The sequence below is a fragment of the Caenimonas soli genome (assembly GCF_013155545.1).
Classification (GTDB): domain Bacteria; phylum Pseudomonadota; class Gammaproteobacteria; order Burkholderiales; family Burkholderiaceae_C; genus Ramlibacter; species Ramlibacter soli.
This window is the reverse complement of record NZ_JABJVV010000025.1, coordinates 38,439-54,099: the sequence shown is the minus strand read 5'-3', so window position 1 is coordinate 54,099 and position 15,661 is coordinate 38,439. Positions and strand designations below refer to the sequence as shown.

General features: G+C 59.2%; 18 protein-coding genes and 2 pseudogenes. 7 read left to right on the top strand and 13 right to left on the bottom strand.

The genetic code is table 11. The annotated features are described in order from the left end of the window. Nucleotides 1-11 precede the first annotated feature (11 nt). Genes HNE04_RS26385 through HNE04_RS26375 form a run of 3 tightly spaced genes read left to right on the top strand, consistent with a single transcriptional unit; the run spans nucleotide 12 to nucleotide 2,613 of the window. Complete coding sequence (locus tag HNE04_RS26385; RefSeq protein ID WP_172226444.1) at nucleotides 12-1,229, top strand: CaiB/BaiF CoA transferase family protein; 1,218 nt, start codon at nucleotides 12-14, stop codon at nucleotides 1,227-1,229. Next, complete coding sequence (locus HNE04_RS26380; RefSeq protein WP_172226441.1) at nucleotides 1,226-1,960, top strand: SDR family NAD(P)-dependent oxidoreductase; 735 nt, start codon at nucleotides 1,226-1,228, stop codon at nucleotides 1,958-1,960. The genes HNE04_RS26385 and HNE04_RS26380 overlap by 4 nt, the downstream gene beginning before the upstream one ends. Beyond that, entirely contained in the window at nucleotides 1,912-2,613 is a 702-nt protein-coding gene (locus HNE04_RS26375; RefSeq protein WP_328700419.1) for a glutathione S-transferase family protein, read from the top strand. The genes HNE04_RS26380 and HNE04_RS26375 overlap by 49 nt, the downstream gene beginning before the upstream one ends. Before the next feature lie 303 nt (nucleotides 2,614-2,916). Here HNE04_RS26375 and HNE04_RS26370 read toward each other — a convergent pair whose 3' ends face one another. The 13 genes and pseudogenes from HNE04_RS26370 to HNE04_RS26310 all read right to left on the bottom strand — a co-directional run bounded on the left by HNE04_RS26370 (nucleotide 2,917) and on the right by HNE04_RS26310 (nucleotide 12,058). Then, entirely contained in the window at nucleotides 2,917-3,222 is a 306-nt protein-coding gene (locus HNE04_RS26370) for a LysR family transcriptional regulator (protein WP_172226435.1), read from the bottom strand. Between the two features lie 38 nt (nucleotides 3,223-3,260). Further along, nucleotides 3,261-3,818, bottom strand: a complete 558-nt coding sequence (locus HNE04_RS26365; RefSeq protein ID WP_172226432.1) for a substrate-binding domain-containing protein — start codon at nucleotides 3,816-3,818, stop codon at nucleotides 3,261-3,263. Nucleotides 3,819-4,369: 551 nt separating this feature from the next. After that, nucleotides 4,370-4,576, bottom strand: coding sequence for a hypothetical protein (locus tag HNE04_RS26360; RefSeq protein ID WP_172226429.1), 207 nt, complete (start codon nucleotides 4,574-4,576; stop codon nucleotides 4,370-4,372). Between the two features lie 28 nt (nucleotides 4,577-4,604). Then, a pseudogene (locus HNE04_RS26355) lies at nucleotides 4,605-4,757 on the bottom strand (IS3-like element ISAav4 family transposase); the annotation flags it as partial. A gap of 281 nt (nucleotides 4,758-5,038) precedes the next feature. Next, nucleotides 5,039-5,356 (bottom strand): NIPSNAP family protein, encoded by a 318-nt coding sequence (locus HNE04_RS26350; RefSeq protein WP_172226427.1) that lies wholly within the window; start codon nucleotides 5,354-5,356, stop codon nucleotides 5,039-5,041. Nucleotides 5,357-5,375: 19 nt separating this feature from the next. After that, nucleotides 5,376-6,266, bottom strand: a complete 891-nt coding sequence (locus tag HNE04_RS26345) for a LysR substrate-binding domain-containing protein (RefSeq protein WP_172226425.1) — start codon at nucleotides 6,264-6,266, stop codon at nucleotides 5,376-5,378. Nucleotides 6,267-6,371: 105 nt separating this feature from the next. Continuing rightward, nucleotides 6,372-7,337, bottom strand: coding sequence for a Bug family tripartite tricarboxylate transporter substrate binding protein (locus HNE04_RS26340; protein ID WP_172226423.1), 966 nt, complete (start codon nucleotides 7,335-7,337; stop codon nucleotides 6,372-6,374). Nucleotides 7,338-7,383: 46 nt separating this feature from the next. Beyond that, entirely contained in the window at nucleotides 7,384-8,433 is a 1,050-nt protein-coding gene (locus HNE04_RS26335; RefSeq protein ID WP_172226421.1) for a 2Fe-2S iron-sulfur cluster-binding protein, read from the bottom strand. Nucleotides 8,434-8,466: 33 nt separating this feature from the next. Then, nucleotides 8,467-8,823, bottom strand: a complete 357-nt coding sequence (locus tag HNE04_RS26330) for a Rieske 2Fe-2S domain-containing protein (RefSeq protein ID WP_172226419.1) — start codon at nucleotides 8,821-8,823, stop codon at nucleotides 8,467-8,469. 6 nt (nucleotides 8,824-8,829) lie between these two features. Further along, the gene (locus HNE04_RS26325; protein ID WP_172226417.1) at nucleotides 8,830-9,330 is read right to left on the bottom strand and encodes a nuclear transport factor 2 family protein; all 501 of its coding nucleotides are present in this window, start codon (nucleotides 9,328-9,330) and stop codon (nucleotides 8,830-8,832) included. 20 nt (nucleotides 9,331-9,350) lie between these two features. Continuing rightward, nucleotides 9,351-10,601, bottom strand: coding sequence for an aromatic ring-hydroxylating oxygenase subunit alpha (locus HNE04_RS26320; protein WP_172226415.1), 1,251 nt, complete (start codon nucleotides 10,599-10,601; stop codon nucleotides 9,351-9,353). 35 nt (nucleotides 10,602-10,636) lie between these two features. Next, on the bottom strand, nucleotides 10,637-11,173 hold the full coding sequence (locus HNE04_RS26315) for a type 1 glutamine amidotransferase domain-containing protein (protein WP_172226413.1): 537 nt from the start codon (nucleotides 11,171-11,173) through the stop codon (nucleotides 10,637-10,639). A 120-nt stretch (nucleotides 11,174-11,293) separates the two neighbouring features. After that, nucleotides 11,294-12,058: a sulfite exporter TauE/SafE family protein gene (locus HNE04_RS26310; RefSeq protein WP_172226411.1), complete on the bottom strand. Its 765-nt coding sequence runs from the start codon at nucleotides 12,056-12,058 to the stop codon at nucleotides 11,294-11,296. A 535-nt stretch (nucleotides 12,059-12,593) separates the two neighbouring features. On the opposite strand from HNE04_RS26310, the gene HNE04_RS26305 reads away from it, so the two are divergent. The 4 genes and pseudogenes from HNE04_RS26305 (at nucleotide 12,594) to HNE04_RS26290 (ending at nucleotide 15,624) form a co-directional block, all read left to right on the top strand. Next, nucleotides 12,594-13,469 carry a TauD/TfdA dioxygenase family protein gene (locus tag HNE04_RS26305; RefSeq protein WP_172226408.1) on the top strand — a complete coding sequence of 292 codons (876 nt, stop codon included), beginning with the start codon at nucleotides 12,594-12,596 and terminating at the stop codon, nucleotides 13,467-13,469. Between the two features lie 12 nt (nucleotides 13,470-13,481). Next, on the top strand, nucleotides 13,482-14,465 hold the full coding sequence (locus HNE04_RS26300; RefSeq protein WP_172226405.1) for a Bug family tripartite tricarboxylate transporter substrate binding protein: 984 nt from the start codon (nucleotides 13,482-13,484) through the stop codon (nucleotides 14,463-14,465). Between the two features lie 5 nt (nucleotides 14,466-14,470). Further along, nucleotides 14,471-15,009 (top strand): annotated as a pseudogene (locus HNE04_RS26295) (cysteine dioxygenase). Nucleotides 15,010-15,258: 249 nt separating this feature from the next. Next, on the top strand, nucleotides 15,259-15,624 hold the full coding sequence (locus HNE04_RS26290) for a GMC oxidoreductase (protein WP_172226402.1): 366 nt from the start codon (nucleotides 15,259-15,261) through the stop codon (nucleotides 15,622-15,624). Nucleotides 15,625-15,661 lie beyond the last annotated feature (37 nt).

Sequence of the window (15,661 nt, the reverse complement as noted above, 5' to 3'; positions counted from 1 at the left end):
CGAGGTATGTAATGCCCGGGCCACTAGCAGGCGTTCGAGTCGTAGATTTTACGGGTGTGGTCTCTGGGCCGTTGGCCACAATGTTCTTGGCCGACCAGGGCGCGGACGTCGTCAAGATCGAGCCGCTCGACGGCGACATCACGCGCCGTTCAAGACAGCCGATCGACAAGGCGGGGGAGTTTTCTGCCCTCTTTATCTCTTCGAACAGAGGGAAGCGGTCGCTTGCCATTGATGCGAAAGCGCCGGCCGGCCGAGAAGTCATCATGAAACTGGTCGCGGGAGCAGATGTCCTGGTTCAGAATTTCCGTCCAGGCGCGATGGAGCGGCTCGGCTTAGGGGCGGAGCAACTTGCGAAGATCTTTCCGCGGTTGATCTATGCATCCATCAGCGGAGTCGGCGAGAGCGGCCCCTACGCCAAAAAGCGGGTCTACGATCCCATTATTCAGGGCTTGTCGGGGCTCTCTGACATACAAGCCGATCCCGCCACAAAGCGGCCGCGCATGGTTCGAACGATCATCGCTGATAAGACGACAGCGGTCTTTTGCGCCCAGGCGATCACTTCGGCACTGTATGCACGTGAACGCACCGGCCAAGGCCAGCACATCAAGGTGGCGATGCTCGATGTCATGCTCGCCCACCTTTGGCCGGAAGGCATGATGCAGTACACGGTGGTAGGTGCGGAGGCGACCACCGCTGATCCAAACTCTCGTCCGGACCAGGTTTTCGAGTCCAGCGACGGGTACATCACTGTCGGCACGATTTCCGACTCAGAGTGGGCCGGCTTCTGTGCCGCTGCCGGGCGACCCGGCTTGAAGGACGACGAACGATTCAAGACTGCAAGCGGCCGCTTCATGAATGCGGGTGAGCGCCTCGAGCTCATGGCCGATTTGATCAAATTGAAATCCACGGCTGACTGGCTTGAGCGGCTGGATGCGGCGGACGTGCCCAGTGCGCCAATACTGCGGCGCAACGAGCTCGTGAACAACGAGCAGGTCGTGGCTAGGCAATTGATCGCCGAATTCGAACAGCCGAATGTTGGACGAGTGAGGCAACCGGTACCGGCGGCGCGTTTCGAAGGTACGCCCTCCGCCATCCACGGTCCCGCACCCCGCGTGGGTGAGCACTCCGAAGAAGTGTTGCGCGAGCTCGGGTACGACGACAGTCAAATAGCGGCCTTGCTTCGCGCGGGCGTCATTCGGGGCAACGGACTCTCGGAGGAGACCGAATGACGAAACCCGAAAAGGTTGCCCTGCTTGCGGGCGCCGGTGACGCGATCGGCGCAGCTGTGGCCCGGCGGTTCGCTGTCGGCGGCTACAAGGTCTGTATTGCGCGGCGAGAGGTCGAAAAATCCAGCGCGTTGGTCGAAGAACTCACAAAGTTGGGTGCTGATGTGCGGGTGTACAGCGTCGATATCCGAAATGAGGAAGCAGTACAGAAGTTCTTTGCTCAAGTCGAAGAGACAGTCGGCCCGATCGAGGTGTGCCTGTTCAACGCAGGCTCGAACGTCAACAAGCCATTGCTTGAAACATCGCAAAAGCTCTTCTTTCGTGCGTGGGAGTTGGCCTGCTGTGCGGGATTCCTGGTCGGACGGGAAGCCGCGGGGTACATGCTGAAGCGCGGCCGCGGGACGATTCTTTTCACGGGCGCGACAGCAAGTCTGCGAGGCGGTAGCGGTTACGCTGCGTTCGCGGCGGCGAAGTTCGGACTTCGGGCCGTGGCCCAGGCCATGGCCCGGGAACTCGGGCCGAAAAATGTGCACGTCGTACACCTCATCATCGATGCGGGAGTCGATAGTCCAGAGATTCATCGTCGCCTCGGGATGGATCCGTCCGCGATCCCCGAAAACAAGCTCGTCAAAACATCATCTATCGCCCAGACGTACTGGGATCTACACCAACAGACACCTGACGCATGGACTCACGAACTGGACCTTCGCCCGGCAGCGGAGAGGTGGGGATGACTACGCCAGAGGGATTGCTGCTGTGGGGCGTGGGGACGTCACGTACGCTACGCCCCCACTGGGCAATGCACGAACTCGGCCTAGCCTACACCTGCAGACCCATCCTTCCCCGGACCGGGGAAACGCAGACTGCCGAATATACCCATCTGAACCCGCGGCAAAAGGTTCCACTGTTGCAGGATGGCGCGTTCACTATCGGCGAGAGTGCCGCGATCGCTGCTTACCTTTCGAGGAGGTACGGAACGAGGGACAAGACACTGATTCCGGAGAAGGCCGAAGACTATGCGCGGTGGCTTGAGTGGTGTTTCTTCATTTGCACCGAGCTCGACTCGACCAGCCTTTATGTCATGCGCCGGCACCGTGACCTCAAAGCCCTTTATGGAGACGCGCCGAACGTTGTCAAAAGTGCCGGCGAATATTTCACTAAACAAGTCCGACATGTGGAGCAGGCGCTTTCAGACGACCGCCAATTTCTGGTGGGCGACCGCTTTACCACGGCGGACCTTCTTCTGGCAACTTGCCTTGTCTGGGCCATCGACTACGGAGTCGGCATTCCGGCCGCCCTGGAGCCTTATCTTGCTCGTATTGTTGAGCGGCCGGCCTATCAAGCAGGCCTGCGCGCCAACGCCCCTCCGGCTACCGTGACCGTCTGAGAGGTGGAGGCGATAGCGCTCGGAGTGGAAGATGCGAGGCGGGGCGGATCTCCCGAACTTCCGACCGGGCTCGACACGTTGAAGTCCGACCACATCACGAGACTGCGCGTCGATCTAATTCTGAATGGCTTTGAAAGTCTACCTCGTCCTGGATGGCTTTGTGCGCGTAGTCCGCGGCAGCCTGCGTGGCCTCGTCGCGGGTCTTGAAGTCGGCCTTCGGGCGGTGGCGCATCATCCGGATAGGTCCTCTTTCCGTCGAAGTCTGACTTCCGCTCGGAGGGCTCGTGCGCATCCAAAGCCCTATCAGCACTTTGGTCTGCGTAGCACCAGCCGAAGTAAGGGCCGACCGCCAGCAAGAGCGTTTGTTCGGGAAATTGGTTTGCCCGCCTGCAGATCGATCATGCGTTCCGCATAAGGCATCAGTTCGATCCCGCGCTGCGTCAAGGCGTTGCGGTTCTCCCGGTCGAACAAGGCGACACCGAACATTTTTTCGAGCTCCGCCACTCTGCCAGAAACGGCGCCTTGCGTGGTGTGCAGCTTCTCCGCCGCGGCCCTGAAGCTGCCGAGCTTGGCCACCCACAGGAATGTCTCCAGAAATCTGGTGTTCATAACGCCTTCGCGTTGACGGGGGATTGCCGACTGTGCATTCAGGCAGCCGTTTTCGTCTGCGCGACTGCTGCACTCCGCGCGGTCAGTCCGTACGCGCTGTAAGCATCACGTGCCACCTCCGACACCAGGAAGGCAAGCGCCGCGCAAACATGCGGCAGGCCCGCAGACATCGCAAATGCAGCGACCGTGAAGTCGGTACGGCATGCCACTGCCTCGGGGAACGCGCCGATCACGTCTACTCCTGGCACCGTGAGCAATTCGCTGCGCTGCTGGACGGCGAGATCGGCACGGTCGTCGAGCAAGGCTTCTGCAACCAGACCACCATCGAGAATGGTGGCCTTAGCGTTGACTTCGTCTGCGATGCCCAGTTGGCCCATCAGCCGGATGAAGTGAATGCCGCTTGCGCCGGTCGTCGTGTAGGCCACCGAGCGGGCTTGCCGCAGTGCGGCGACCAAGCGCTCCACAGTACGGATGTCAGGCCGCGGATGGCCGGCTTTCACGGCGACCGCGACTTCGGTCGCGACGAGGGGCTTGCGGGCTGTACGACTCACGATACCTGCCTCACCAAGCTGATCGATGGCGCTGTCGGTGGCCACGATGATGTCGCCCGCTCACCCGCCTCGATCCTGCGCATCAACACCGTGGTGGGGTCGAAACTCGTAACGAGCCGGATGTTCTGTTGCGCCTCCAATGCCTGGCCTATGATGCCTTCGATCGCGCCCTGGATGACCATTCCGCTGAAAAGATGGACGCTCTGAGGCTCTGGATTTAAGCGCTTATCTGACCTGCGATCGGTATGCATATCCAGCGTATGTTAGTCCATGCCTTTCGGTCAGTGCGCGAGGCCGGTGCTCCAAAGGCGGGCGAGCGGTGCCGTATCGCCGGCCAGCGAACTGCTGGCTGCATGGTCCTCGAAGACATTGAGGCGCTCGACACCGGCGGATTCGCATCAACGAAGATTCGCGTAAGAACGTCGACATCAAGCTCGTCGCAGCAAGCCTTCAGGCGCGTCGATTCCTGCGAAGTCTCAAGTCGTCGGAGAAGGACCTGACGGCGGCTTAGCCAAGGTGATCACGTTGCGATCCGGATCGTTCAGCTGGGCAATCTTGCTGAACTTGCCCTGCTGGAACCCGTTGGGAGCGAGCCCCTAGCTCTTGAGCAGTTGCTCGAACCCGACAAGGTCAGGAGTCACGATCGTCATCCGGCCGTTTCTGGCCCTGCTGGCGTCCTCGAATCCCGGCGTTTCCGAAAAACCGCGCCACAGCACGAGCGTCGGCATGGCTCTGCCGTTGGGCGCCCGTCCCAGCACCTTGGCGTAGAAGGCTTGGAAGCGTTGATGGCACGCGACGGACATCGCCGCGTGCAGAGGCCCTGCTCCTTCAGCTGCTGCGGTCGATCGGCTCGCATTCCAGCGTGACGAAGAAGCTCTCAGCCATCGCGTTATCGTAGGCATCGCCCACGGTTCCCATCGAGGGGCGCGCGCCCATTTCCTTGCAGCGGCGGCCGAACGCAATGCCGGTGTACTGGGTAGATTCAATCGTTCATCGCGACACCCCAATCATTGGGGATTTCAATGGGAAACTTGAACAGTAGCGATCTCTCGAAGCATCTGCGTGAAAACCCTTACTACTGAGCGCCGCTTTTCGTGCGCCACCGGCGCCTGGTGTCGTCGGGCAGCGCGTCGCATCCAGCCCGAGGGTCAGCGCCGAGCGGCCGACGAAGTGAACCGCGCATAGGCTGGCGGTGATCGCGGCGGCCACGACGTCGACGCCTCCAGCCGGTCGCGCATATGTCGCCCAGCGTAAATGCTGCGTGGCTAATCAGGGATCTTGAAGAACGGCGCGGGCACCAACAGCTTGTTTTCCACATGGTGCACCAGGGGTTGCATCTTTTGAGCGTACGCCTTCCACTCGTCTGAAGCCAACAACTCCTTGCGCCGCCTCTGACGGTCCTCGAAGGACACATACGCCCACATGTGGACGATCTGGTTCAGCGGACCGAACTCGGTGAAGTAGTAACCCACCATCCTGCCGAGGATGCGCGTCTGAACCGCCATGCCCTCCTCCTCGTACAATTTCAAAAACACGGGGACCTTGCCTGCATGCAAGGTGTAGATGCGCTCATCGACGAACATGGCTCTCCTTCGTTTTCCATCACTGATGTATCTGCAGCCGCTTGCAAGTTTCCTCGAGCCAGTCCAGGAACAGCCGGACCGAAGCACGCGAGATGGCACCGGGGCGGAAGTACGCGTAGTACCCCTGCGGCGAGGGCACCCGCATTTGGAACAAGCGCACCAGCCTGCCTTCACGAAGGCTCTTTTCCGCCAACACGTCCCTTGCCAGTGCCACGCCTTGCCCATCGCAAGCGGCTTCCAGCATAAGGCGGGCATCGGTGAATAGCGGGCCCGCCGGAATGATCCCGTCGCCACCATCTGCCAAATCCGCACCGACGGCCTTAAGCCATCCCTCCCAAGGTTCCATGGTGTGGCGGAGAAGGACGACTCGCGATAGATCTCTGATATGAGTGAAGGGTCCGTGGTTTATATGAAACTCAGGGCTGCAAACGGGAAACAGTTCCACATCCAGCAGTTTCACGCTGTCGAAATTTGGCCACTCGCCCTTGCCGTAGCGTATAAAAACATCGACGTCGGCCTGCTCGTCGTTCTCGATCCCGGCTCGGGCATCGATCTCAATATGGACGGTCGGATTCTGCTGCAGAAAGGACAGAAGCTCCGGAACCACCATGCTGCTCGCAAACGACGCGAGCACGCTGATTCTGAGGGGGCGCGTCGCAGCGTGTTCCTTTAGGAGCATTTCTGCGGATTCGAGCCGCTTCAGGGCGACCTTAACCTCCGCCAGATACACGGCACCCTCGGGCGTCAACACAACACCGGTCGGGAGGCGCTGCAGTAGGCGAACGCCTAAATGCTCTTCCAGTTGCCGAATCTGGTGGCTGACCGCGCTGTGCGTGAATGCAAGCGCTTCGCCGGCTTTCGAAAAGCTGCCCAAGTCCGCTACTGCTTCGAAAGCAAGAAGCGTAGACAAGGGAGGAAGCCTTTTTCTCATGGCACGCCGACGCGGCGCTTAAGGCGCATCATTGAAGTTCGCCCCATGAGTATGACAGTCAATTCTGAGGTCCAGCGATTGCGCCTAGTCCTGCCGTATCTTTCGCTCGAGAACGATCTGCGCCCACCGCTTGCGCTCGGAAGCCATGGCTTCCGCCATGGCTTCCGGGGAATTGGCAACGATGCGGAAACCCATCGCATCGAGTTGGGCGCGCAAGTCTGCATCCGACAACGATGCGAGCGCATCCTGGTAGATTTTCTTGACGATTGTCGGCGGCACGTTGGCCGGGGCCACGAGACCGAACCAGCCGGTGTTTTCAAATCCGGTAAGGACCGCACCAATCGGACGCACCCCGGGCAGCTGGGCAATCTCTTCCCGACTGGTTACGCCAAGCGCCCGCAACTTGCCGCCCTTGACGTTGGCTAATGACGCGCCCAGACTGATCACTGAAAAGTCGATGTTTCCACCGATGATGTCAGTCACGGCCGGCGGATCACCCTTATACGGAACGCCTACCGCCTGAATCTTGGCCTGTTGAAGGAAGTACTCGTTAGCGAGATGGGACTGCGAACCGACTCCGGCATGCGCGAAGGTCAACTTGGATGGGTTGGATCGCGCGTGAGCGATCAGTGCTTCCATCGTCTCGAAGCGTGACTGTTTGGGAACTACCAGGACTTGCGGACTCGATGCCACGTTAGTGATCGGCGAAAAATCGCGGACGGGGTCATACGGCAACTTGGCGTAGACAAACTGATTCACCGTCATCACAGAGCCTGAGGGGAACAGCAGCGTATAGCCGTCGGCGGCCGCGCGAGCAACCTCCGCTGCGCCCAGTGCACCGCCCGCACCCGGCCTATTCTCCACGATCACCGGCTGACGCCAGATCTTGCTGAGCCGGTCGGCCAGCAACCGCGCAGGCACATCTGTGGCCCCGCCCGCTGGAAAGGGAACAACTATTTTCACGGCCTTGGTGGGCCAATCGTCGGCATTGGCGACGCCTGCGGATACGGCTGCGAACGCTACCAGGACCGCGAACAATTTTCGGATCATGAACATGTCTCCTAGTTTTTTGACCACAATGGAGTGACGGCGGGAGTTATCCGAATTTGTCGAACCGGATGCGATTCACCGGCACCCGGTGCTTCGTGAGCAGCACGGAAGTCGCCGCTTCTACAGCCGGCGGCGGGCCGGCCGCGTAGGCAATGACGTTTGCAAAATTCCCGAGTTCCTGCCAGGCGAGTGCTTCGTGAACGAAGCCGTTTTTGAATTCGATCTCCGGGTGCATTTCTCGGATCGCGGAGCCCACTCCCTGCTCCGAGGTAGCAACCACTACCTTGAGCGTTTCAGGGTGCTTGCGCTTCAACCCCGAAAACCTATCGAGGAAAAACAAATCAGCGAGTCCGCGCACTCCGAAGCACACCACTGCATTGTGATGATCCAGGTAGCCCGACTCGGATGCGCGCGCAAGAATCGCCATGATCCCAGCGATGCCCGTGCCGCCCGCGACGCAAACAAGGTCTCCTGCACCGCCTTCATCCGGTTCGAGCGTCGCAGTCCCCAAGGGCCCGAAAACCTTGAAAGTCAACGAGGACAGCCTCGGACCGAATAACACGTTGGATAGAACGCCGCCTGGCTTGCGTTTGACGATCAGCTCCAGCCGCTCAGTCGAATGGGAAAAATTGACCATTGAGTAAGCCCGGAACCCTGCCACCTCCGGAACCTCGACCAGGACGAACTGCCCAGCCAAAAACTGCATCGGACGGTCCAGTGACAACTCCAGGATCAGGACATCATGGGTCAGCATTCCCGAGCGTTGCACATTGCCGGTGAAATAAGAAGGGATGGGCTGACTCTCGCCCGCTGCAGGGCGCGGCATACGGATGCCGACGCTGCAATCGCCTCTTGGCAACGACTGGCACAGGAGAATCTCGCCCTTCCCTGTTCGCAGGGCCTTTCGGCCCGGAGCTTCAGCCCACAAGTCCTCGACTTCGCCGGAAAGAAGTTTTGCCCTGCATGTTCCGCAAGTCCCCGTGGCGCATTCATGGGGAAGCGGAAGCCCTGTGCGCAGTCCCGCATAGAGGATGCGTTCCGTCGGACCGCATTCAAACTTCCCGAGTTCTTCCTGCTTGCTGGAGACGAGGTTCACACGCACATCAGACTCCGGTTGGGTTGGATGGCGCTAGAAGTCTTCATCTTCATGCTCGTACCGCAATTCTTCCGTGACACGGCAATACAGGTCGCCGTTTTCTTCCCTCGTCTCGTAGCAGAGAAGCGGCGCCTCGCCTATTCCCATCTCAGTTCCGCCGCCATCGATGGACCACTGCCAAAGATGCTTCGTGCATGTGAGGACGTGCCCGTCGAACACTCCGTCCACAAGCGAGGCGGACATGTGCGGGCAAGACCGGGGAATAACTAAGCGTCGCTCGTCGCCATTGATGACAAGCACCGGGATGCCGTTAATTTCCTTCGGCTCGAGTGCATTTTTCCCAAGAGATGCAAGGCTGCACACCTTCAGCCAATCATTACAGGCGTTCATGGTGGACTACAAGATGTGATGGGAACCAATGCCGACCTGCCGAGTGTCCAGTTCGACGATGCGCTTGCACAGCCGTGCGCCGCTATCTGACAAGATGACATGATCGATGTATTTCCCCACTACGTACAGGCTTGTGGCGCCGGATTGGAGATGCGAGTTCTCGGCGTCCCACTCCGTCCGGTAGACAGTCATCTGCGACACGACCTCGAAGCTGCCTTCTTCATCGCCCGGTGTAACCCTGGACGGCATGATGTGACGCGTCAATTGCGCACGGTCCGAGTTGTGCTTGGGCAGGAGGTTGAGCACCTTGGCCAGCCCCGCCCTGTCCTGCTTCATCCAGCACTGTGTCTTACGGATCTCCGGTGAGTAGTTAATGATCGAATACTCGAAGCTGCCGTCATCGCAGAGTTCGAGAAACTTCGCCCAGTCTCCGGCATTCAGGTGCAAGCTCGTTTCGCACACGAGGTCCCGTGCTATCTGCTGCCTCAGCATTGCGTTGGCGTCCATTCGTTTGCTCCAATGTTCTTTCAGGGACGACTCGCCACGCGACCCATGCGGCGCGCCCACTCGTCGTAATAAGACCGCAGGCCGATCTCGTCGTGAATCGTGTCGCCCTCCTCGCGGGCCATCAACAGGAAGCGGCTTCCGGAGCCTGGTTGCATCGCAACCTTCTGTTGCTGCACCACCAGCAGGTCCTCATGCAAGTTGCGGCCGAATGGCCCCCAGATGGTGTCGTGATCCGCGATTCTTTGCTCTCGTTCCTTGGGCGTATCGGCCTTGAGTCCCAGCCCGCGAAGCTCAATCAGCACCTCGTTCTCGCTAATCGGTGTCATGACGCTGACGCGCAGGCAGGACGCGCGGAGACTGTAGGTGCACCCTGGAAAGATATTTAGCTGCTTCCAGCCGTTCTTCGGCATGCCAGGGAAAGTCAGCACGCGCTCCTTCGAACCGTCGTACGCCTCGTAATTGATGGTCGTCAAGCCCGTTGCGGCATGCCCGTTCTCGAACACGGTGTACTTGCGGTCGAAATAGCCGGGTTGCAACATACCCGTCGCACGATTATGGTAGTGCAGATAGTCGTGATAGAACTCGCGGCTTGTTTCGTGCCAGAGCTTGTAGTTGGTCTTGACCAGCGATTTTTGGTAGTGGAAGATTTCCAGCGGCTCGGTGTCGAGTTCCGTGGCCATGAAACCAAAGGCCCCGCCGATGAACTCCCGCAGCGGCGGCGCGTCGTCGTCGAGTGCAATCCAGACAAATCCTCCATGCGCGATTTCGGTTCGAATTTCGCGAAGCCCCACATCCGCTTTGCAGACGCGGTCCTGGTAGCCGGCCTTTTCCCGGGTGATTTCCACGCAGCGGCCTTCCGCGTCAAACTGCCAGCCGTGGAACATGCAGGTCATGTTCTTTGGATTGCCGGACGGTTCGGCAACCCCAAGGTTTCCCGACGGGGAGCGGACAATCCGATTGCCGCGGTGCGGGCAGATGTTGAGGAAGGTGCGAATCTTCTTGTCGCTACCGCGCACCACGACCAACGGCGTGTTGTCGAACGTGCCAAGCGATCGAAAGTCGAGAGCCTCAGGCAACTCACTTTCATGGCAGACCGGCAACCAGACGCGGCGCCAGATGCGATCCATCTCCTCTGCGAAGATCTTCGGATCCGTATAGATTCTGCTGTCGACGTAATGGGAATCGGGAAGGTCGGGACGCTTCAGCCAGGCTTCTTCGCTGCGACTCTTGCGGATTCGGGGAGCGGGAGGGGCGATCGTGGTGGTTTGCATGGAGGTGTTTGCAGGTAGGTCTGAAGTGCTCAGAGTCAGGTGTCGGAGCCGGTGCGTTCCGCCACTGCCTGGAGGATGGCGGCGGAAAATGCGGGGATATCAGCGGGTTTGCGGCTGCTGATCAGGTTACCGTCGCGCACAACCTCGCAGTCCTCGTACAGTCCGCCGGCATTCCGGAGGTCATCGACGATGGATGGCGCGCCTGTCACCCGCTTGCCGCGGATGATGTCGGCGGATGCGAGAAGCCACGAGCCATGACAGATTGCGGCAACGATCCGTCCTTGCTCGTGCATTTCGCGCACGAGTGACACCATGGGTTTGCAAAGGCGCATCAAGTCGGGCGCAAAACCGCCCGGAATCACGATCACGTCGAAGTGCGAGGCCTTGGCGTCTGCCGCTGCGAGCTCGGATGCCACTGGGTAACCCAACTTGGACGTGTATTTGCCCACGTCGGGTCCAATCACCGTTACAACGGCGTTGGCTTCCTGAAAGCGATAGATGGGATACCAGACCTCCATCTCCTGATGCATGTTTTCTACGAGAATCGCAACTCTCAATTTGCGTTGGCTCATCGGCTACCTTTCTATCTCCTCGCCAGCATATGGAATCGACGTCGGCGGTTGGTAGGCCAAGTATGGAATTGGGATCTGGCTCTGTGAAGTGAAAGTTCTTCGACCGCTTGTGAGCTGCATTTACAGCTCGCCCAGGCTCGCGAGTATCTGGCGCGCCAGCAGAGCAATCCCACCCAACAAAGAGAGCCACACGATGGCGAGGCGGAAACGGCTCGGGCTGAGCACGTCGAAGAGTCGCAGGCCCAACCAGGCACCCAGCAACATCGGTGGGATCGCGAACAACAACGACGTAACGCCGGTGACTTTTAGACTGCCAGTCCAGAGGAGCCAGACCACCATCAAGCCTTGAACATGCAAGGCAAACGGTTGCGACAATCCCCTTGCTTCTCGCTTGTCTTTCCCTCGAAGGCCGTACCACACGGATGGGAGAAGCGGCCCCAATCCAGCAACGCCCCCGAGCACACCGCCTGCGAATCCAATACCCGTATCGGCAATGCGTCCCCAAGCAGGGGAGAATGTCAGAGGTGCCGCTTCCAGTCTCGACAGCGCGAATGCGCAGTAGCAAACGACGACTATGCTGGAAAGCGTCCGCACAGTTGTAGGTTCCAAATGCGTGAGCAGCATGAGGCCGACCGGTATGCCGAAGGTGGCTCCCACGAGAAAGGGCAGGCAGCCCTTCCATTGGATTTCCGCCCAAAACCTTGGCAAGGCCGCCAGATTGAGCAGGAGACCGCCTGCAACAAGAAAAAACACGGCTTCGCGCGGGGGCAGCACGTGGTGCAGAAACAGTGACGCGACGACCCCGTACGCGAATCCGGTGACGCCGAAGGCAAACCCGCCAGCGAACACGGATAGCGCAAGTACCACCAGCTGTTCGCGCGTCATGCGCAAGCTTGCATTGCAAGACGCCTTACTATTTTGGTGCCAAACATTCCGCGCATCTTCGTTTCGAATTACAAAATGGAATAATTCATTCCATTTAATACGTTTCAGGCGTTCTATTTATTAGGGGTTTTCCAGGGTTGGCCCCGAACAGGCTTGCTTGGCCCGAACTCCCCTTCGTAGGGATCAACGATTCAGGATACGGCTCTGAAGGTGGCCCGGAGGCCGTGAAAGCCTATCTGAATACGCGGCTCGTTTCCACCGTCCACGTTTGACGTTTCGAATTTCCGGACTTCCGGCTTCGGCACTTGCGCGCACATGCGAGTCACTCTTGCATGTGCGCCCGCCCGCGTGCCAGTTTCGTTTTTCGAGCTGCTGCAGAACACTAGACACGCAGCATTGCAACCTACCTGCAAAACGGGCTCACACGACCGTAAAAAACTTTCACTTGTTATCCGATAACTGGCCGCCCATAGTCGGTTCACGAACCAGCGCCTGCGAGGTTCGCGCCCAACAACATGTCGACATCGGAGAACAGATGGAAGTAAGAAAATTGGATGCGCCTCTCGGGGCGGAAATCGTGGGCATCGACCTGCGCAAGCCTGTCAGCGATTCCCAGTTCGAAGCCGTTGCCAAAGCGTTTGCCGAGAACGGCGTAATCGTCTTCCGCGCGCAAGACATTACGCCCCAACAGCACATTGACTTCAGCCGTCGCTTTGGCGAGCTCGAGGTGCTCAAATTCTACGCGCAGTACCTGCACAAGGACCATCCGGAAATCTTCGTGGTTTCGAACATCGTGGAGAACGGAAAGTCGTTGGGCCTTCCTGACGCAGGGCGTGTCTGGCACACCGACGTCTCGTACAAGGGCGAACCCAGCCTGGGTTCATTGCTGTACGCGCGGGAAGTTCCGCATCGGGAGGGGAAGCCACTGGGCGACACGATGTTCGCGACCATGATCTCCGCTTTCGACGCGCTACCGACCGACATGCAGTCCAAGCTGTCCAATATGACCGCGTCTCACCGCCTCGACGAGAAACGCTACACGGTCGATCTGAAAACGCAGAAAGAGCGCGGCAAGCGTGCTCAACTGACCGATGAGCAGCGAAAGATGATCAAGGACGTACATCATCCTATCGCGCGCACCCATCCCGTGACCGGCAAGAAGTGCCTCTATATCAACGAGCTATTCACTGTGGCGATCGATGGGCTCGACCCGACGGAGAGTGACGAGCTCCTCGCACAACTCTGTCAGCACGCCACGCAGCAGAAGTTCATCTATCGCCATCGTTGGGCAGTGGGCGATCTCCTGATGTGGGACAACTGCTCGACCCAACACCTCGCAGTCGGGGACTACGCTCCCACGGACCGGCGCTTGATGCACCGGACCACAGTTCGAGGCAGCGTACCTTTCTAAACGGAGCGAGCAATGCGTCTATATCACTTAGCTGGCGTGTTTGCCGTTCCACTCGTCACGTGGTTCGGTGCAGCCCCGCTTTCGTACGCCCAAGCTGCCTATCCGGATCGTCCGATCAAGCTGATTGTCCCCTACCCGCCTGGCGGACCTACAGATATCGTAGCCCGCCTGATAGCTCAGAAGCTGACCGCGACAATGGATCAACCGGTCTTCGTGGATAACCAGAGCGGCGCCAACGGCAACATTGGCTCGTCCGCAGCCGCACGAGCGACTGCGGACGGATACACGCTACTTTTGGGCTCCGCCGGGCCGTTGACGATCAACCCGAGCCTGTATCCCAAGATGGCGTTCAATTCAGCCACGGATTTTTCGCCGATTTCACTAGTGGCACAGCTGCCCCTTGTGCTCGTGGCGGGTCCTAATCTGAAGGTCAAATCGGTTGCGGAACTCATTGCACTGGGGAGGTCGAAGCCCGGCGAGCTGACATTCGCCTCTTCCGGCAATGGCAGCACTCAGCACTTGGCAGGCGAGCTTTTCAAGTCAATGGCTCATATCGACGCGAGGCACATCCCTTATAAAGGGGCCGCGGCGGCGCTTGGTGATGTGCTGGCAGGCCGCATCGACTTCATGATCGAACTCACCCCTACAGCCTTGCCGCAAATTGCAGCGGGCAAGCTTCGGCCCTTGGCGGTCACTTCGTTGAAGCGGCTGCCGACCCTGAGTGACGTTCCTACGCTGGACGAAAGCGGATTGACCGACTTCGAGGTGATTTCGTGGTTCGGCATCGTCGCTCCCGCTGGAACTCCGCGCTCCATTGTCGGCAAGCTGAACGACGTCCTTACCCAGGCCACACGAGACGCTCATACGCGAGAAATATTCGCCGGTCAGGGGGTCCTACCCCTCGAAAGCACGGCCGCTGAGTTCGAATCACGGATCAAGTCGGATCTGGCCAAGTGGGGCAAAGTTGTCAAGCAAGCGAATGTGCAGATCAACTAATGACTATGCCCCCGAAGCTGCTGCAATTTGTCAATCAGATCACAGCGGCGCTCGAGTGTGGTGAAGAAGAGCTTGTGCTGGCAAGGGGTCAGGAGGCAATGAAGATTCTCGTCGACAGTGACGACTGGCTGCCGGCGAAAATGGCGCAATCCGACCCGACGTATTACCGGCAATATTTGCTTTATCGTGACCCCTCTTGCCGATTTTCAGTAGTGAGCTTCGTCTGGGGGCCCGGCCAAAGAACGCCTGTGCACGATCACACGGTATGGGCGTCATTGGCGTGCTACGTGGCGCGGAGAGCGTCACGCCCTATCACACACGCAACCGTTTCGCCGCGAAACCGCCGCATCGGCTGGAACGGGGAGACGTAGAGTGCGTAGGCCCTTCAATCGGCGATGTGCACCAGGTAAGCAACGTTTACGACGACCGCGTTTCCATCAGTATCCATTGCTACGGCGCCGACATTGGCAACGTGCGCCGGCATGTATACGACGCTGTCACGGGCGCCGTTAAGGAGTTCGTGTCCGGCTACACCAATGCGTAAGGGAAGAGCCCCCCATGTTCTCCGAGGCTGCCATTTATTTGGTCCGCAGCGACAAACCGGTGTCCTGCGGCGCGGCGCAGACGCGATGTCTGGGATGTTGCCTCGGGAAGCGGGGAAGAGGAAGTAACCGCCGGGCTTCCGCCGCATATTTGAGTCCCGCGCGAAACCGTAGAGATCTGACAATCGCCACGCTACGTCGCCGGACCCTCAGACGCCTCCACGAATTGAGCCCAACTATCTCAGCCATCGGTGGATCAAGATGTCACGGTGCGGCTGTTGAAAATGTTGCGCAAAATCGCCAAACAACCCTCGCTCGCAGCTCTCATCAAACGCCCGACGCGACCCGCGGACATCAGGACAGACGAGGATACGCTTCCGGACTATGCCCGCAAGCCCAGCAGCACATGCTGGCACCCGATCGCCACTTGTCGCATGGGCTCAGAGAACGACTCTGTAGTCGATCCAAGGCTGCGTGTCTACGGTGTCGATGGCCTTCGAGTCGTGGACGCTTCCGTGATGCCGATTCAAGTGTCGAGCAATACCAATATTCCCACCATCATGATCGGAGAGAGGGGTGCTGACTTCATCAAGGAGGACTCGGCGAAGAGACGCTGAGTCGGCCTCGATCTCTGCGCGTGCCTTTCGATGCGCG